The sequence below is a fragment of the Streptomyces sp. NPDC048506 genome, assembly GCF_040651315.1.
GTDB lineage: Bacteria > Actinomycetota > Actinomycetes > Streptomycetales > Streptomycetaceae > Streptomyces.
The window spans coordinates 117,214-135,471 of the sequence record NZ_JBEZIX010000006.1 but is presented as its reverse complement, the minus strand read 5'-3'; the positions used below and the strand labels follow the sequence as shown (position 1 = coordinate 135,471).

At 69.0% G+C, this 18,258-nt stretch carries 14 protein-coding genes; 2 read left to right on the top strand and 12 right to left on the bottom strand.

The window, feature by feature from the left end; translation table 11 throughout:
• Positions 1-16: 16 nt before the first annotated feature.
• From mrdA to AB0C96_RS06440, 8 genes are all read right to left on the bottom strand, one after another.
• A complete protein-coding gene (gene mrdA / locus AB0C96_RS06475; protein WP_362914307.1) occupies positions 17-2,161 on the bottom strand; it encodes a penicillin-binding protein 2 in 2,145 nt (714 codons plus the stop codon).
• Positions 2,158-2,874 (bottom strand): rod shape-determining protein MreD, encoded by a 717-nt coding sequence (gene mreD, locus AB0C96_RS06470; RefSeq protein ID WP_362914305.1) that lies wholly within the window; start codon positions 2,872-2,874, stop codon positions 2,158-2,160. Before mreD ends, mrdA begins: the two co-directional genes overlap by 4 nt.
• Positions 2,875-2,877: 3 nt before the next feature.
• Positions 2,878-3,810, bottom strand: coding sequence for a rod shape-determining protein MreC (mreC, locus tag AB0C96_RS06465; protein ID WP_362914303.1), 933 nt, complete (start codon positions 3,808-3,810; stop codon positions 2,878-2,880).
• 297 nt (positions 3,811-4,107) lie between these two features.
• A complete protein-coding gene (locus AB0C96_RS06460) occupies positions 4,108-5,127 on the bottom strand; it encodes a rod shape-determining protein (RefSeq protein ID WP_003985182.1) in 1,020 nt (339 codons plus the stop codon).
• Positions 5,128-5,421: 294 nt separating this feature from the next.
• Positions 5,422-5,835, bottom strand: a complete 414-nt coding sequence (gene ndk / locus AB0C96_RS06455) for a nucleoside-diphosphate kinase (protein WP_362914302.1) — start codon at positions 5,833-5,835, stop codon at positions 5,422-5,424.
• Positions 5,836-5,996: 161 nt separating this feature from the next.
• The gene (locus AB0C96_RS06450) at positions 5,997-6,344 is read right to left on the bottom strand and encodes a DUF4233 domain-containing protein (RefSeq protein ID WP_362914300.1); all 348 of its coding nucleotides are present in this window, start codon (positions 6,342-6,344) and stop codon (positions 5,997-5,999) included.
• Positions 6,345-6,346: 2 nt separating this feature from the next.
• Positions 6,347-7,861, bottom strand: a complete 1,515-nt coding sequence (locus AB0C96_RS06445; protein ID WP_362914298.1) for a folylpolyglutamate synthase/dihydrofolate synthase family protein — start codon at positions 7,859-7,861, stop codon at positions 6,347-6,349.
• 141 nt (positions 7,862-8,002) lie between these two features.
• Complete coding sequence (locus AB0C96_RS06440) at positions 8,003-9,451, bottom strand: penicillin-binding transpeptidase domain-containing protein (RefSeq protein ID WP_362914296.1); 1,449 nt, start codon at positions 9,449-9,451, stop codon at positions 8,003-8,005.
• Positions 9,452-9,735: 284 nt separating this feature from the next.
• Between AB0C96_RS06440 and AB0C96_RS06435 the strand changes: the two genes are divergently transcribed.
• A complete protein-coding gene (locus tag AB0C96_RS06435) occupies positions 9,736-10,935 on the top strand; it encodes a hypothetical protein (RefSeq protein WP_362914463.1) in 1,200 nt (399 codons plus the stop codon).
• Here AB0C96_RS06435 and AB0C96_RS06430 read toward each other — a convergent pair.
• Complete coding sequence (locus AB0C96_RS06430) at positions 10,901-13,522, bottom strand: valine--tRNA ligase (protein ID WP_362914294.1); 2,622 nt, start codon at positions 13,520-13,522, stop codon at positions 10,901-10,903. The two genes, AB0C96_RS06435 and AB0C96_RS06430, sit on opposite strands and share 35 nt — an antisense overlap.
• Positions 13,523-13,684: 162 nt before the next feature.
• Here AB0C96_RS06430 and AB0C96_RS06425 point away from each other — a divergent pair, with 162 nt between their 5' ends.
• Positions 13,685-14,650, top strand: a complete 966-nt coding sequence (locus AB0C96_RS06425; protein WP_362914292.1) for a hypothetical protein — start codon at positions 13,685-13,687, stop codon at positions 14,648-14,650.
• 555 nt (positions 14,651-15,205) lie between these two features.
• On the opposite strand, the gene clpX is transcribed toward AB0C96_RS06425, so the two are convergent.
• The 3 genes from clpX to AB0C96_RS06410 form a co-directional block, all read right to left on the bottom strand.
• Entirely contained in the window at positions 15,206-16,489 is a 1,284-nt protein-coding gene (gene clpX / locus AB0C96_RS06420) for an ATP-dependent Clp protease ATP-binding subunit ClpX (protein ID WP_362914290.1), read from the bottom strand.
• A 180-nt stretch (positions 16,490-16,669) separates the two neighbouring features.
• On the bottom strand, positions 16,670-17,347 hold the full coding sequence (locus AB0C96_RS06415; RefSeq protein WP_362914461.1) for an ATP-dependent Clp protease proteolytic subunit: 678 nt from the start codon (positions 17,345-17,347) through the stop codon (positions 16,670-16,672).
• A 65-nt stretch (positions 17,348-17,412) separates the two neighbouring features.
• Positions 17,413-18,015: an ATP-dependent Clp protease proteolytic subunit gene (locus AB0C96_RS06410; RefSeq protein ID WP_362914459.1), complete on the bottom strand. Its 603-nt coding sequence runs from the start codon at positions 18,013-18,015 to the stop codon at positions 17,413-17,415.
• Between the last annotated feature and the right edge of the window lie 243 nt (positions 18,016-18,258).

Sequence of the window (18,258 nt, the reverse complement as noted above, 5' to 3'; positions counted from 1 at the left end):
GAGGTGTGGCTGGTCGTCACTGTGGGCTCCCCGAGGGTGACGGCGACGGCAGGACGTACGGCTTGATCGGCTGGGCCTCGATCGTGCCGTCGCTCTCGATCTTGGGGAGCTTGGCCTGCGGCTTCGGGAGCAGCGCGGCCTTGGGGTTGATGCCGCCCTTCTCGTCGACGCCGTAGAGGGCGTTGTAGAGGTTGCGCACGGCCGGACCGGAGGCACCCGAGCCGGTACCACCCTGGGAGATCGTCATGACGATCGTGTAGTCCTTGGTGTACGTCGCGAACCACGAGGTGGTCTGCTTGCCGTAGACCTCGGCGGTACCGGTCTTGGCGTGCATCGGGATCTTGTCCTGCGGCCAGCCCTGGAAGCGCCAGGCGGCGGTGCCGCGCTCGGCGACGCCCGCCAGCGCCGCGTCGATCTGCTTGAGCGTCTTGGGCGTATCGGGCAGCCTGCCGTGCGACGTGGGCTTGATCATCTTGATCTGCTTGCCGTCGGGGCTGACGAGCGCCTTGCCGACGGTCGGGTTGAAGAGCGTGCCGCCGTTGCTGAGCGCGGCGTAGATGGTCGCCATCTGGATCGGGGTGACGAGGGTGTCGCCCTGTCCGATGGCGTAGTTGATCGAGTCGTAGGCGTGCAGCTTCATGCCTTCGAGGCAGCCCTCACGGGCGAGCTTGGTGGTGAAATCCTTGTTCTTCGGCCAGGCCTTGGCCTGCTCGCACCAGGAGCCCTTGTTCGCCTTCCAGAAGGCGTTCTTCCACGCGCGGTCGGGGACCCGGCCGCGGACCTCGTTGGGCAGGTCGATGCCGGTCTCCTTGCCGAGGCCGAACTGGTGCGCGGTCTTGTAGAACCAGTCGTTGGGGTTCTTCTTGGGCTTGTCCCCGCCGTCCTTCTTCCACTCCTCGTGGCCGAGCCGGTAGAAGACGGTGTCGCAGGAGACCTCCAGGGCGCGGCCGAGGTTGATGTCGCCGCTGTCCTTGCCCTCGAAGTTCCTGAAGACCTGGCCGCCGATGCTGTACGAGCTGGTGCACGGGTAGTGGCCGTCGAAGTCGTAGCCGGCGTTGACCGCGGCCGAGGTCGAGATGACCTTGAAGATCGAGCCGGGGGCGGCCTGGCCCTGGATGGCGCGGTTGAGCAGCGGGTAGTTGGAGGACTTGCCGGTCAGGCGGGCGTAGTCCTTGCCGGAGATCCCGCCGACCCAGGCGTTGGGGTCGTAGCTGGGGTTGGAGGCCATCGCGACCACCCGGCCGGTCTTCGCCTCCATGACGACCACGGCGCCCGAGTCGGCCTTGTAGTTGGTGCCGGTGTTCCGGTCCATCGTCTTCCGGGCGTCCTTCATCGCCTGGTCCAGCTGCTTCTCCGCTATGGCCTGCACGCGGGCGTCGATGCTGGTGATCAGGCTGGCGCCGGCCTGGCCCTTGTCGCTGTTGGCCTGGCCGATGACCCGTCCGAGGTTGTCGACCTCGTAACGGGTGACGGCGGCCTTGCCGCGCAGATAGCTGTCGTACTGGCGCTCCAGCCCGGACCGGCCGATCTGGTCGGAGCGCAGCAGCGGCGAGCGGCTGTTCTTGGCCTTGTTGATCTCCTCGTCGGTGACCGGGGAGAGGTAGCCGAGGACCTGGGCGGTGTTGGCGTCGCCGGGGGCCGCGTAGCGGCGGACGGCGGTGGGCTCGGCGCTGATGCCGGGGAAGTCCTCGGAGCGCTCGCGGATCTGGAGGGCCTGCTGGGTGGTGGCCTCGTCGGTGATCGGGATCGGCTGGTACGGCGAGCCGTTCCAGCAGGGCTGCGGCGTCTTGGAGTCGCACAGCCGGACCTTGTTGCGGATCTCCTTCTCCGACATACCGAGCACCTTGGCCAGCCGGCCGAGGACGGCCCTGCCGTCGTCCTTCATCTTCAACAGGTCGGTACGGCTGGCGGAGACGACCAGGCGGGTCTGGTTGTCGGCCAGCGGCACCCCGCGGGCGTCGAGGATGGAGCCGCGGGTTGCGGGGTCGATGACCTGCTGGACGTGGTTGCTCCGCGCCTCGTTCGCGTACTCCTGGCCGTTGCGGATCTGGAGGTACCAGAGCCGGCCGCCGAGGGTGAGCAGCAGGGAGAAGACAAGGATCTGGATCGCGATGAGCCGGACCGTCACCCGCGACGTCCGGGTTTGCGGAAGATTGGTCACAGACGCTTGACCCCCTTGATGCGGCCCACCTTGTCGCGGGCCGACTTGCCGAGCAGTCCACCGCGCTGGCTGCCGATGCGCGCCCCCATGCGCACGGACTTCATGGCGCCGCGGCTGGCCTTGAGACCGGTGCCGGTGGTGAGCCAGCCGTACGCGGAGTCGCTGGTCGCCGTGCCGCTGGGGCTGCCGGTACCGTCACCGATCACCGATTCGTGTTCCGTTCTGCGGGCCAGCGCCATCACCAGCGGCACGGTGAACGGCGCCAGCAGCAGGTCGTAGAGGGTGGCGCTGAGCAACAGTCCGACGAGGCCGACGTGCCGGGCGGCGGTGTCGCCGACCAGGGAGCCGACCGCGGCGTACATCAGCGTCGAGCCGAGGGCGGCGCCGATGACGACCATCAGCGGGAGCGTCGCCGAGCGGTGCTGGCCGGTGTCCGGCTTGGCCAGTCCGGCGATGTAGCCGATGACGCAGAGCACCAGCGCGTAGCGGCCGATGGCGTGGTCGGAGGGCGGAGCGAGGTCGGCCAGCAGCCCGGCGAAGAAGCCGATGAGCGAGCCGGCGACATGGCCGTAGACCAGGGCGAGCCCGAGGACGACGAGCAGCAGCAGGTCCGGTACGGCGCCCGGCAGTTGGAGCCGCGCGAGGACGGTGACCTGGATGACGAGGGCGACGACCACCAGCGGGGCCGAGAGCAGGATCCGGTTGATGCGCATCGGTCAGCTCCTGGGGGAGGCGCTCGCGGAGGGGGTGGCCGTGACGGTGACCGTCGGCGCCGGCTTGGGCTTCGCGGGCTTGGGCGGCAGGACGGTGTCGCGCGGGTCCTCGCGGGGCGGCTGGACGACCACGCCGACGATGTCGAGCTGGGAGAACGAGACGAACGGCCGGACCTGGAGGGTACGGGTCAGATCGCCGTTGGAGGGCTCGACCTTGACCACCCGGCCCACCGGCACGCCGGGCACGAACGGCTTGTCCTTGCTGGAGCCGAAGGTGACCAGCCGGTCGCCCTTCTTCACCCCGGCCCGGCCGTTGAGGAGCTGAACGCGCAGCGAGTTGACGCCCTGCCCGTTGGCGAAGCCGATCTCGTTGGTCTTCTCCATGCGGGTGCCGACGGTGAAGTCCGGGTCGGCGGCGAGCAGCACGGTGGAGGTCTCGGCGCCAACGGTGGTGACCCGGCCGACCAGGCCGTCGCCGTTGAGCACGGTCATGTCGCGGGCGATGCCGTCGCGGCTGCCGGCGTCGATGGTGATGGTCCAGGAGAAGCCCTGGGCCGAGCCGATGGCGATGACCTGGGCGCCCTTGATGGCGTACTGACCGGTGCCCGCGATCTTGAGGATCTTGTCGAGCTCGGCGGCGCGGCTGCGGTTGCGGTCGGAGGAGCCGAGCTTGGCCTTGAGCGCCTCGTTCTCGTGCTCCAGCGTGGCGATCCGGCCGTGCCGCCGGCCGGAGTCCCGTACGGCGCCTACGGCGTTGCCCACCGGGTCGACGACGCGGGCGATGCCGCTCTCGACCGGGCCGAAGGCGGAGGCGGCGGCCTGCCGGGCACCGTCCAGCGGGGACTGTTCGCCGCCGCGGATGTCGACCGTGATCAACGCGAACGCGATCGCGACCAGCAGCACCAGCAGCAGCCGGCTCTCTCGTGTGTCCCTCACGTGCGGCGGCCGTGTCCTTCCTCGTAGGACCGGCCGGCTGCGGGCCCCGCCGGTCTCGTTCGGGAGTTGAGCGTTGTGCCTTGCTGTGACGGTGCCGAGCGGTGGAGCGTCAGCACACCGTGTCTGTCGAGATGTTGTGCCTGTATATCAACGATCCGCATCAACGATCCGTATCGGGGGATTCGCCTGCGCGGACCCTTTCCGTGGAACGGGGCGGACCGACTGCTTCCGCCCTGATGCCCGACCGCCGCGGACGCCGGACACGACGGCCGCGGCGCGGGCGGGAACCAGGGGTCGTTACCTACGGGGCTGGGAGTCGAGGACCTGCTGGAGCGCCTCGAACTCCTCGACGCACTTGCCGGAACCGAGCGCGACGGAGTCGAGCGGGTCCTCGGCGATGTGGATGGGCATGCCGGTCTCGCGGCGCAGTCGCTCGTCGAGGCCGCGGAGCAGGGCGCCGCCTCCGGTGAGCACGATGCCGCGGTCCATGACGTCACCGGACAGCTCCGGCGGGCACTTGTCGAGGGTCGTCTTGACCGCGTCGACGATGGAGTTGACCGGTTCCTCGATGGCCTTGCGCACCTCGGCGGCCGAGATGACGACGGTCTTCGGCAGGCCGGAGACCAGGTCGCGGCCGCGGATCTCGGTGTGCTCGTCCTGTTCGAGGTCGTACGCCGAGCCGATGGTGATCTTGATGCTCTCGGCGGTGCGCTCGCCCAGCAGAAGGCTGTACTCCTTCTTGATGTGCTGGATGATGGCGTTGTCGAGCTCGTCGCCGGCCACCCGGATGGACTGGGCGGTGACGATGCCGCCCAGCGAGATGACCGCGACCTCGGTCGTACCGCCGCCGATGTCCACGACCATGTTGCCGGTGGCCTCGTGGACCGGCAGGCCGGAGCCGATCGCGGCCGCCATCGGCTCCTCGATGATGTGCACCTGGCGCGCACCGGCCTGGGTCGAGGCCTCGATGACCGCGCGGCGCTCAACTCCGGTGATACCGGAGGGAACGCACACCACGACCCGCGGGCGCGCCAGATAGCGCCGCTTGTGGATCTTGAGGATGAAGTAGCGGAGCATCCGCTCGGTGATTTCGAAGTCGGCGATCACGCCGTCCTTCAGGGGCCGTACGGCGACGATGTTGCCGGGCGTGCGCCCGATCATCTTCTTCGCCTCAGCACCCACCGCGAGAATGCCGCCGGTGTTGGTGTTGATGGCCACGACCGACGGCTCGTTGAGGACGATTCCGCGGCCCCTGACGTACACCAGCGTGTTGGCGGTCCCGAGGTCGACAGCCATGTCACGGCCGATGAACGACATGTTGTTCCCCATGAGGATACGTCTGGCCTTCCCAACTGGAGCGAATGCTTACTGGAGGTCGGCAGGAGGTGATGCGCTGTGAGGCGCGGAAGCCTCCATCGTAGTTCGTAGTGCGCCCACTCGAACACGTCGGGAGGCTGTTCCGCCATTGTCAGCCGTACACGCACCCGCCCCCCTTAATGGTGACGTCGTGTCGCGGTGAAGCGTTCCCCCGATCGTGTCGCATACACCAAAGGGCGACCGAGGAAATTTTCGGTCGCCCCTGGTCACGAGGGGTGTACAGCTGATGAAGCGTCAGGAAATCCCAGGGAAGAAAATCTTGATCTCGCGCTCGGCGGACTCTTCGGAATCCGATGCATGGATCAGATTCTCCCGGGTGATCGTTCCGAAGTCCCCACGAATGGACCCACTTGGCGCGGCAATCGGGTCAGTCGGACCGGCCAGCGTCCGTACGCCTTCGATCACCCGCTCACCCTCGACGACCATCGAAACGACCGGTCCGGAGGACATGAACTCCACCAGCGGCTCGTAGAACGGCTTGCCGACGTGCTCGGCGTAGTGCTGTTCAAGGATCTCGCGGTCCAGGCTGCGCAGCTCCAGCGCGCTGATCGTCCAGCCGGCCTTCTTCTCGATACGGCCGATGATCTCGCCGATCAGACCACGGCGAACGGCGTCGGGCTTGAGAAGGACGAGCGTGCGCTGGCTCACGAAGGGGCTCCCTGTATACGTACGACGGTCAGCGGGTGCACTGAGGCTACAGGGCCCCTGTACAGCACCGCGCCGCTCCCCTGCGTTCCCCGTCGGCCGCCGGCGCCGCGCGCCGACCGTGGCCGCGGCGCGGGACGGTCGGCGCGGTCAGCGGTCAGCGGTCAGGCCGGCTCTGCGGACGCTTCGGCGGCCCAGCGGGCCTTGGCCGCGTCGACCTTGCGGCCGAAGTGGACCGACGCCCACCACAGGGCGGCGAACACCACACCCAGGAAGAACATCGTCGGCACCACGAACCCGCTGGCGATCAGCGCGATCTGCAGCGCCCAGCCGAGCTGGACCCCGCCGGGACGGCCCAGCATCCCGCACAACAGGATGCTCAGCAGCATCGCGATCCCGCTGACCGTCCAGATCACGGCCGTCGAGAGAGCGGTCATCTGCATCGCGACCAGACCGGCGAAGCCGATCACGAAGAACTCGCCTATCAGGGTGCTGGCACACAGCGTGCGCACGGTCAGCTCCTCCTCAGCAGCAGTCGGGCCTCGCCGACCGTGATCACCGAACCGGTCACCAGGACGCCCGCCCCGGAGAACTCGCCTTCCTCCTCGGCCAGCGTGATCGCCGCCTCCAGCGCGTCGTCGAGGCGCGGCTCGACCTGGACCCGCTCGGCGCCGAAGACCTCCACCGCGACCGCCGCCAGCTCATCGGGATCCATCGCACGATGGCTGGAATTACGCGTCACCACGACCTCGGCGAAGATCGGCTCGAACGCCTCCAGCAGGCCCCGGACGTCCTTGTCGTCGCTGGCGCCGACGACGCCGATCAGCCGGCTGAATCCGAACGCCTCGGTGACCGCCTCGGCCGTCGCCTGCGCGCCCGCCGGATTGTGCGCCGCGTCCAGCACCACCGTCGGGCTCCGGCGGACGACCTCCATCCGGCCGGGCGTGGTGACCGCGGCGAACGCGGAGCGGATGGTGTCGATGTCGAGCGACCGGGCCTGCTCCGACCCGACGCCGAAGAACGCCTCGACCGCGGCGAGCGCCACCGCGGCATTGTGCGCCTGGTGGGCGCCGTACAGCGGCAGGAAGATCTCCGGGTACTCGCCGCCCAGCCCGCGCAGCGTCAGCATCTGGCCGCCGACCGCGACCTCGCGGGAGAGCACGCCGAACTCCATGCCCTCGCGGGCGACCGTGGCGTCCACCTCGACCGCGCGCTTGAGCATCACCGACGCCGCGTCCACCGGCTGCTGCGCCAGCACGACGGTGGCGTCCTTCTTGATGATCCCGGACTTCTCACCGGCGATCTGCTCGGGCGTCTCGCCCAGCCGGTCGGTGTGGTCCAGCGAGATGGGGGTGATCACGGCGACGTCGCCGTCGATCACGTTGGTCGCGTCCCAGGTGCCGCCCATGCCGACCTCGACGACCGCGACGTCCACCGGCGCGTCCGCGAAGCTGGCGAACGCCATCGCCGTCAGTACCTCGAAGAACGACAGGCGGTACTGCTGCTGGGCGTCGACCATCTCCAGGTACGGCGCGATGTCCTGATAGGTCTCGATGAACCGCTCGGCGGAGATCGGGCTGCCGTCCAGGCTGATCCGCTCGGTGATCGACTGGACGTGCGGGCTGGTGTAGCGACCGGTGCGCAGCTCGAAGGCGCCCAGCAGGGCCTCGATCATCCGGGCCGTGCTGGTCTTGCCGTTCGTGCCGGTGATGTGGATGGACGGGTAGGCCCGCTGCGGGGAGCCCAGGATGTCCAGCAGCGCCACGATGCGCTGGACCGACGGGTCGAGCTTGGTCTCGCCCCAGCGGCCCGCCAGCTCCTCCTCGACGGCGCGCAGCGCGCGGTCGACCTCGGGGTCGGTCGGCCGGGCCGGGACCGGCTCCCCCTGCGGCGGTCCGGCCTGCGCGCGCAGGGTGCGGCTACCGGCCTCGATCACCGCGAGATCGGGGTCACGGTCGGTCTCCGCCTCGACCAGTTCGTCGAAGGCGTCGGTCGGGTCGGGGTCGTCGTTTCCGGGGCGCTCGCTCACGACGACAAGTCTACGAGGCGCCACTGACAGCGGTGCGCTGCGCCGTCCACCGCGCCACCCGCCGGTCGCCCGCACCGGGCCCCGCCCCACGTCGGCCACCGCCGCGCCGCACGCCGGCCGCCGCCCGCGCCTCGGTCCGGACTACCCCAGCGCCGCCTTCATCATCGCCCGCGCGACCGGCGCCGCCAGCCCGTTGCCGGAGACCTCGTTGCGGGCCGCATGGCCGTCCTCGACCATCACGGCGACCGCCACCCGGCGCCCGTGGCCGTCCTCGGCGTACGACACGAACCACGCGTAAGGCGTACCGCTGTTGTCGACGCCGTGCTGTGCGGTGCCCGTCTTGCCGCCCACGGTCAGCCCGTCGATCTTCGCGTTGGAGCCGGTGCCCTGGTCGACGACGGTGCGCATCGCCGACCGCAGCTGCTCAGCGGTCCGCGCCGACATGGTCCGGCCGTAGGTCCGCGGGGAGTTCTGCTGCACGGTGTTGCCGCCCCCGTCGGTCAGCGCGTCGACCAGCTGCGGGGCCTTGAGCTCACCGCCGTTGGCGATGGCCGAGGCGACCATCGCCATCTGGAGCGGGGTCGCCTGGTCGTTGAACTGGCCGATGCCGGAGAGCGCGGTCTGCGCCTCGTCCATGTCCGAGGGGTAGACGCTGGTGGCCGCCCGCACCGGGGTGTCCACCGCGTGGTCGTTGAAGCCGAACTTCTCGGCCTGCGCCTTGACCTCGTCCTTGCCCAGGTCGACGGCCATCTTCGCGAAGACGGTGTTGCAGGAGTACTGGAGCGCGGTGCGGATGGTCGCGTTCTTGCAGGGCGCGGAGGCGCTCTCGTTCTTCAGCGTGGTGCGGGTGTGCGGGAGGGTGTACGGGTCAGGGCTGTCGGTGGGTTCGTCCACCGAGGAGTACAGGCCGTTCTCCAGCGCGGCCGCGGCGACCACCAGCTTGAAGGTGGAGCCGGGCGGCAGCGGCTGCCGCAACGCCCGGTTGACCTCCGGGTGGTCCGGGTCGGCGGACAGCTGCTGCCAGGCCTTCTGGTCGGCGGCGGAGGACCCGGCGAACCTCCCCGGGGCGTACGACGGGGTGCTGACCATGCCGAGGATGCGCCCGGTGGCCGGGTCCATGGCGACCGCCGCCCCCTTCTTGCCGTCCAGCGCCTGATAGCCGGCCTTCTGGACCTTCGCGTCGATGCTGGTGGCCACGTCGCCGCCCTTGGCGCGGGTACGGGTCAGCGCGTCGGCGGGGCTCTGCAACCGGCTGTCGGAGCCGTCCAGGAGGTCGCCGTAGAGGCTCTCCAGCTGGTTGCTGCCGAAGATCTGCGAGGTGAAGCCGGTGACCGGCGCGTAGAGCGGACCGTCCTTGTAGGTCCGCTTGTACTTCAGCGTGGCGGAGGTGCGGGCGGAGCCGGTGATCGGCTCCCCGTCGACCAGGATGTTGCCGAGCGGCGCCGCGTACTTGCCGATCACGACCCGCGGGTTGTGCGGGTCCTCCTTGTAGTCACTGGCCCTGGCGCCCTGGATCCAGGTGGCCCAGCCCATCAACGCCAGGACCAGGGCGAGGCAGAAGACCGAGACCCGTCGCAGTGGCTTGTTCATCGGGCGCGACTCCTCGGTGCTGGACGTGCGGTTCCACGGGAAGTCCGGCATTCCGGGATCCCGCCATTCCGCCCCACGGTGCCCCGGCTTCATGAGAGCGCCATGAGAACGGGCCGAATCGGCCGAATCCGCCGGTCGGAACAACCCTCTGCCCCCTGTGCCCCTCTTCGACTAAGGGCCGTGCGCACCCGGAGGCCACCGGCAGCGGTGCGCCCCGGCGGACGCCCGCACACGGCGAACGGAGAGGCAGGAGCTGAGGACGCGTGCCGGCAATCAGTCAGCGGATGCACCTGGTGCTGCTCACCGCCTGGACCGTGCTGTGGTTCGCCCTCGTCGAACCGCACGGCGGATTCTCCTGGCACTATCTGCGCACCGGCGGCGAACTGATCTACCAGGACACGGGCGACGGCACCGGCGGCCTCAACCTCTACGCGCACCACCCCGAGCTCCAGATGGGCCCGCTCAGCTTCCTGACCGCCGGCCTGTTCAACCCCTTCCCGGAGGCCACCGGGCAGTTCCTCGCCGCGGCCCTGATGTCGCTGCTCGGCCTGGTCATCCTGGTCCTGGCCGGCCGCAGCGCCGCCCACCACTTCCTGGGCACCGGCACCAACCACCAGCGGCTGCGGCAGCGCGTGCTGATCGCCGGGCTGGCCTTCATCCCCATGTGGATCGAGGTCGCGGTCCGCTTCGGGCACCTCGACGACGTCCTCGCGCTGTTCTTCACCGCCCTCGCGGTACGCGCCGTCACCCGCGGCAACGCCGCCCACACCGGTGTCTTCCTGGCCCTGGCGATGGACTCCAAGCCCACCGCACTGGCCTTCCTGCCCCTGCTGCTGGCGCTCCCCCGGGAGAGGTGGCTGCGGGCCGGCCTGTGGTGCGCGGGCCTGGTGGCGCTGGCCTGGCTGCCGTTCTTCGTCGGCGACTCGCAGTCCTTCGCCGCCGCGAAGTTCGCCATACCCAACCATCCGGCGTCCGCCCTGCGCTGGCTGGGCGTCGGCGACCCGGAGACCCCCGGCTGGGACCGCCCCGCCCAGGCCGCGCTCGGCCTCACGCTGGGCTCGATCGCCGTCTGGCGCGGCCGCTGGGCGGCGGTGGTCCTGCTGGGCGCCAACGCGCGGATCGTCCTCGACCCCAGCGTCTACACGTACTACACCGCGTCCGTCCTGCTGGGCACCCTGCTCTGGGACGTCATCGGGCAGCGCCGGCTGGTCCCCTGGTGGAGCTGGCTGGCCCTGCTGATCCTCTACGGCAGCGTCTTCGCCGTCCCCGACGACTCCGCCCGCGGCCTGATCCGCCTGGCCTTCGTGGCCGTCTCGACGGCGTACGTCCTGCTCTGGCCGGTCCGCGAACGCGGCCGGCGGGGCAGGGGCAGGGGGCAGGAGCGGGGACGCCACAGGCCCCCCGCCCGTACGGACGAGGGGCCTGCGCAGGCTTCCGGAGCTACCGGGACTACGCCGTGGGCAGGGCCGCCAGCTGCGCGGTGATCCGGACGATGTCCGCCTCCGCGGCCTCCAGACGGCCGCGGATCTTGTCCACGACCTTCTCCGGCGCCTTGGCGAGGAACGCCTCGTTGCCGAGCTTGCCGGTGGCCTGCGCCTTCTCCTTCTCGGCGGCCGCCAGGTCCTTCGTCAGCCGCTTCCGCTCCGCTTCCACGTCGATCGCACCGGACAGGTCCAGGGCGACCGTGGCGCCCGCGACCGGCAGTGAGGCGGTGGCGCTGAAGGTGTCACCGGCCGGCTGGAGCCGCAGCAGCGAGCGGATCGCGGCCTCGTGCGCCGTCAGCGCCGTACCGGACAGGTCCAGCCGCGCCGGGACCTTCTGGCCGGGCTGGAGCCCCTGGTCGGACCGGAACCGGCGGACCTCCGTGACGACCTGCTGGACGGTCTCGATCTCCCGCTCCGCGGCCTCGTCCCGGAAGCCTGAGTCGCCGGGCCAGTCGGCGATGACCAGCGACTCCCCACCGGTCAGCGTCGTCCACAGGGTCTCCGTGACGAACGGGACGACCGGGTGCAGCAGCCGCAGCGTGACGTCCAGGACCTCGCCCAGCACCCGGCGCGAGGCGTCGGCGGCCGGCCCGCCCGCCATGAACGTGGTCTTGGACAGCTCCACGTACCAGTCGAAGACCTCGTCCCAGGCGAAGTGGAAGAGCGCGTCCGACAGCTTCGCGAACTGGTAGTCGTCGTAGTACGCGTCGACCTCGGCGACGACCGAGTTCAGCCGTGAGAGGATCCACCGGTCGGTCGCCGACAGCTGCTCGGCCGGCGGGAGGTCGCCCTCCACCGTCGCACCGTTCATCAGCGCGAACCGGGTGGCGTTCCAGATCTTGTTGGCGAAGTTGCGGGAACCCTGGACCCAGTCCTCGCCGATCGGGACGTCCACGCCCGGGTTCGCGCCGCGGGCCAGCGTGAAGCGGACGGCGTCGGAGCCGTACTTGTCCATCCAGTCCAGCGGGTTGACCGCGTTCCCGAAGGACTTGGACATCTTCTTGCCGAACTGGTCGCGGACCATGCCGTGCAGCGCGATGGTGTGGAACGGCGGGGTGCCGTCCATCGCGTACAGCCCGAACATCATCATCCGGGCGACCCAGAAGAAGAGGATGTCGTAGCCGGTGACCAGCACCGAGTTCGGGTAGAACTTCTCGACGCTCGGGGTCTGTTCGGGCCAGCCCAGCGTGGAGAACGGCCACAGGCCCGACGAGAACCAGGTGTCGAGGACGTCGGTGTCCTGGTGCCAGCCCTCGCCGCTCGGCGGCTCCTCGTCCGGACCGACGCAGACGACCTCACCGTTCGGCCCGTACCAGACCGGAATGCGGTGACCCCACCACAACTGCCGGGAAATGCACCAGTCGTGGAGGTTGTCCACCCAGCCGAAGTAGCGCGACTCCATCTCCTTGGGGTGGATCGCGACCTTGCCCTCGCGGACCGCGTCACCCGCGGCCTTCGCCAGCGGGCCGACCTTGACCCACCACTGCATCGACAGCCGCGGCTCGATGGTCGTCTTGCAGCGCGAGCAGTGCCCGACGGAGTGCGTGTACGGGCGCTTCTCGGCGACGATCCGGCCCTCGGCGCGCAGCGCACCGACGATCGCCGAACGGGCCTCGAAGCGGTCCAGCCCCTGGAACGGGCCGTGCGCCGTGATGATGCCGCGCTCGTCGAGGACGGCCAGGCTGGCCAGGTCGTGCCGCCGCCCGATCTCGAAGTCGTTCGGGTCGTGCGCCGGCGTGACCTTCACCGCGCCGGTGCCGAACTCCGGGTCGACATGCTCGTCCGCGACGACCGGGATCCGCCGGCCCGTCAACGGCAACTCGATCTCGGTGCCCACCAGATGGGCGTACCGCTCGTCGTCCGGGTGGACGGCCACGGCGGTGTCACCGAGCATCGTCTCGGCGCGGGTGGTGGCGACGACGATCGATGCATCGCCCTCCCCGTACCGGATCGACACCAGCTCGCCGTCGTCGTCCTGGTACTCCACCTCGATGTCCGAGATGGCGGTCAGACAGCGCGGGCACCAGTTGATGATCCGCTCGGCGCGGTAGATCAGCTCGTCGTCGTAGAGCCGCTTGAAGATCGTCTGGACGGCCTTCGACAGGCCCTCGTCCATGGTGAACCGCTCGCGCGACCATGCGACGCCGTCACCGAGCCGCCGCATCTGGCCGGAGATCTGCCCGCCGGACTCGCCCTTCCACTGCCAGACGCGCTCGACGAACGCCTCGCGCCCCAGGTCGTGCCGCGACGCACCCTCCTTGGCGAGTTCCCGCTCGACCACGTTCTGGGTGGCGATACCCGCGTGGTCCATGCCCGGCTGCCAGAGCGTCTCGAACCCCTGCATCCGCTTACGCCGGGTGAGCGCATCGATCAGGGTGTGCTCGAAGGCGTGCCCCAGGTGCAGCGAGCCGGTGACGTTCGGCGGCGGGATGACGATGGTGTACGGCGGCTTGTCGCTCTTCTCGTCCGCCTCGAAGTAACCACGCTCTACCCAGCGCTCGTACAGCGGCCCCTCTACGTCGGCCGGCGTGTACTGAGTCGGCAATTCGGGGGCGCTGTGGTTGCTCTGCTGAGTGTTCTCGGTCACGACGGACAGTGTACGGGCGGGGATGTACCAGCTTCGAATCGGTTTCGCCCCCGGGGCAACGGCTGTCAGCCACGTCGTACAGGATGTCGGCAGCGCATAAACACCGCAGAACTTCACACGCAGAACTCAACTGTCCTCAGTTGTCACGAGGGGAACCGCTCCATGAGCTTCAACCAGCCGCCTCCCGGCCCGTACGGGCAGCAGCCCCAGCAGCCCGGACCGTACGGCCAGCCGCAGCAGCCGCCGGCTCCGCAGCCCGGTTACGGCTACCCGCAGCAGGGCGGCCAGGTGCCTCCGCAGCCCGGATACGGCTACCCCCAGCAAGGCGGCCAGGTGCCCCCGCAACAGGGCTACGGCTACCCCCAGCAGCCCGCCCAGCCCGGCTACGGCCAGCAGGCCCCGTACGGCGGCCAGCAGACCCCCTACGGCATGATCCCGCAGGGCGCGCCGGAGACCGGCGGCAGCGGCAAGAAGATCGGCCTCATCATCGGCGCGGTCGCCGTCGTCGCCGCGATCGGCGTGGGCGCGTACTTCGTCTTCGGGTCGGGCGGGGACGTGAAGCCCTACACGATCTCGATGCCGGAGAAGCTGCTCAACAACGAGTACAGCAAGTCACCGGGCAACCCGGCCGCGGCAGCGCCGAAGGACCTCTCCGACGACAAGGAACTGCGGGCGATGGGGGTCACGGACGGCAAGGTCGTGCAGGGGGGATACACCAACGCCAGCAAGCTGGTCCTCGGAGTGGCGGGCATCTACGGGAAGGTGAACGACCCGGAGAGCGCTGTGGACCAGCTGTACGCCAAGCTCGACGAGAACCAGCAGAAGAACGCGAGCGGCGCCAAGATCGAAACGGTGACGCCGGTGACCGAGTTCTCACCGAGCGACTTCGACGGCGCCGTCATGAAGTGCAAGGAACAGAAGGCGACCGTGTCGATGGGAGGCGTCACCGCGTCCCAGAAGGTTTCCGTCTGCGTCTGGGGTGACAGCAGCGCGATCGGCATCGTCCAGTCGGCGCCCTCCCCGCCGTCGGCCTCGGGCGGCATCCAGACCGGCGGCGATCCGCTCTCCGCCGAGCAGCTCTCGGAGAAGACCGCAAAGATCCGCAACGAGGTCCGCAAGGAGAAGTAGCGGCACCACTCCGACCTGAGGATTCCGAGCGCTCGACGAGGATCTGCCCTCGTCGAGCGCTTTCCTTTGTCAGTCGACGAAACCACGCACCCTGGCCAATCAGTGACCGAAACCCCTTTCCGACCTAAGGCCGGATCTCTCGGCTGATATGTTCATGCCGACTAAAAGATCAACAACGAGGGGATTGTCGTGCGCAATGCAGTACGCCGCTTGGCGACGGTGACGGCAACGTTAGTAGCGGCAGCCGCACTTCCCATCTTGGCGACAACACCAGCTCAGGCCACTACCAAACAGTGCGAGACATTTCTCGCCGGAGCCGGGTACAAAGTCGGACCAAAGATCCACGGCAATTGCTCCATCGGGAGCGGGGCCGTGCAGAACTACGGTGCGTGCCTGATGGGATTGCTGTCGCTCAACATCCGGCCGGACCTCGCAGACATTGCCTGCCAGCAGGCCGGGCGCTTCAACTGAATCGCTGAGCGGCATACGCAGTGGCACAGAGCCGCCCGGCAGCCAAGCTGCCGGGCGGCTCTCGTGTGTCCGGAACGGGCGCGCCTACGCGCTCTTCTCCTGCGGCTCGCCCGAGTCGCCGCGGGTGCGCGGGACCAGGGTCGGGTTCACGTTCGAGTGAACGACGTCTGCGGTGATGACGACGCGGGCGACGTCCTTGCGGGACGGGATCTCGTACATCACCGCCTGGAGGACCTCCTCCATGATGGCGCGCAGGCCGCGGGCGCCGGTGCCGCGGAGGATGGCCTGGTCGGCGATGGCCTCCAGGGCCGGGCGGTCGAAGTCCAGCTCCACGCCGTCGAGTTCGAAGAGCCGCTTGTACTGCTTGACCAGGGCGTTGCGCGGCTCGACCAGGATCTGGAGCAGCGCCTCGCGGTCGAGGTTGTGGACGGAGGTGAGGACGGGGAGACGGCCGATGAACTCCGGGATCATCCCGAACTTCACCAGGTCCTCCGGCATCACGTCCTGGAGCTGGTCCTTGGACTCGATCTCCCGCTTGGAGCGGATCGTGGCGCCGAAGCCGATGCCCTTGGCGCCGGACCGGGCCTCGATGATCTTCTCCAGGCCGGCGAACGCGCCACCCACGATGAACAGGACGTTCGTGGTGTCGATCTGGATGAATTCCTGGTGGGGGTGCTTACGGCCGCCCTGGGGCGGGACGGAGGCGGTGGTGCCCTCCAGGATCTTCAGCAGCGCCTGCTGGACGCCCTCGCCGGAGACGTCCCGGGTGATCGACGGGTTCTCGCTCTTGCGGGCGACCTTGTCGATCTCGTCGATGTAGATGATGCCGGTCTCGGCCTTCTTGATGTCGAAGTCCGCGGCCTGGATGAGCTTGAGGAGGATGTTCTCGACGTCCTCGCCGACGTACCCGGCCTCCGTCAGGGCAGTGGCGTCGGCGAACGCGAACGGCACGTTCAGCATCCGGGCGAGGGTCTGCGCGAGCAGGGTCTTGCCGGAGCCGGTCGGGCCGAGCAGCAGGATGTTGGACTTGGCGAGCTCGATGCCCTCGTCACCGCGCCCGGGGCCGTTCTCGCCCGCCTGCACCCGCTTGTAGTGGTTGTAGACGGCGACCGAGAGCGCCTTCTTCGCGGGATCCTGGCCGACGACGTAGCCGTTCAGGAACTCGTAGATCTCCCGGGGCTTGGGGAGCTCCTCCCACCGCACCTCGGAGGTCTCGGCGAGCTCCTCCTCGATGATTTCGTTGCAGAGGTCGATGCACTCGTCGCAGATGTACACACCAGGTCCCGCGATGAGCTTCTTCACCTGCTTCTGGCTCTTTCCGCAGAACGAGCACTTGAGCAGGTCGCCGCCGTCACCGATGCGTGCCACGAGGTGCTTCCCCTTCGCCTGGGATCCGCATTGCTCCACGGACCCGGGTGCTTGCCTATCGACGGTACCTTGCCGGGCCCCCCGTACGGGCCCCCCTTGGACCGACTCGGTTCACTCGATCCCGTACCGGTCCAAGGGGGCAACGCTCCGGCTCACTTCGCGAAGATCGCGAGCAGATCCCTAACCGATCGAGACCGACGACTTGCGCGTCGAGACGATCTGGTCGACCAGACCGTACGCCAGGGACTCCTCGGCGGTCAGAATCTTGTCACGCTCGATGTCATCACGGATCTTCTCGATCGGCGTGGAGGAGTGCTTGGCCAGCAGGTCCTCCAGCTGCGAACGCATCCGCAGGATCTCGTTGGCGGCGATCTCCAGGTCGGAGACCTGACCGCGGCCCGTCTCGCTGTAGGGCTGGTGGATCAGCACCCGCGCGTTCGGCAGCGCCATCCGCTTGCCGGGGGTACCGGCCGCGAGCAGCACGGCCGCGGCGGAGGCCGCCTGGCCCATGCAGACCGTCTGGATGTCCGGCTTCACGAACTGCATCGTGTCGTAGATGGCCGTGAGCGCCGTGAAGGAGCCGCCGGGGCTGTTGATGTAGATCGAGATGTCACGGTCCGGGTCCATCGACTCCAGGCACAGCAGCTGCGCCATGACGTCGTTGGCCGAGGCGTCGTCGATCTGCACGCCGAGGAAGATCACTCGCTCCTCGAACAGCTTGGCGTACGGGTCGTACTCGCGCACGCCCTGCGACGTGCGCTCGACGAAACGCGGGACGATGTAGCGGGACTCGGCCCGCGGGCCGGAAAACTCGGACTCGGCGCGCTGGTAGAGGCCGCTGCCGGGGAAGTTGTTCATCGTGGTGTTCACCGTCCTGGTGGCGATCAAGTGGGCTGGGGTGGCTGGGGCGAGTGCTGCGGGGCTCAGGCCCCGGTGCCGCCCCCGCCCGGAACGCCGGAAGCGGAGGTCATCACATCGTCGATCAGGCCGTACTCCTTGGCCTCGTCCGCGGAGAACCAACGGTCGCGGTCCGAGTCCTGGGTGATCCGCTCGACGGTCTGGCCGGTGTGGAAGGCCGTCAGCTCCGCCATCCGCTTCTTGGTGTGCAGCAGACGCTCGGCGTGGATCTTGATGTCCGAGGCGGAGCCGGCCAGGCCCGCGGAGGGCTGGTGGATGAGGATCTCCGCGTTCGGCAGCGCGAAGCGCTTGCCCGGGGTGCCGGCGCTCAGCAGGAACTGCCCCATGGAGGCGGCCAGGCCCATCGCGATCGTCACCACGTCGTTCTTGATGTACTGCATGGTGTCGTAGATCGCCAAGCCGGCCGAGATCGAGCCGCCCGGGGAGTTGATGTAGAGGTAGATGTCCTTGTCCGGGTCCGCGGCGAGGAGAAGCAGCTGCGCCGTGATCTTGTTGGCGATGTCGTCGTCGACCGGCTGGCCGAGGAAGATGATCCGCTCGCCGAGCAGCCGGTTGTAGACCTGGTCGCCGAGGCCACCGATGGTCGGCTCAGCGGCGGCGGAAGGCATCGGGATCGTCACGTGTCCACCTGCTCGTTGTCGGACGGCCTGGGGCCGTCTCAGCGTCGTCTTCTGGGGCGCGGGGACCGCCGCCGCATCCTGCCCCGGCGCGGTTTCAGGGACTCCCCTGCCCTCGTATCTACGGACCCTAACGCGCAGGTCGGACAACGCCATCCCGCATCGAGAACTGTTCGCTGTGAGCGCAGGCTCACCGGCCGGTACGACACACGGGCCCGAACACGCGGACGTGCG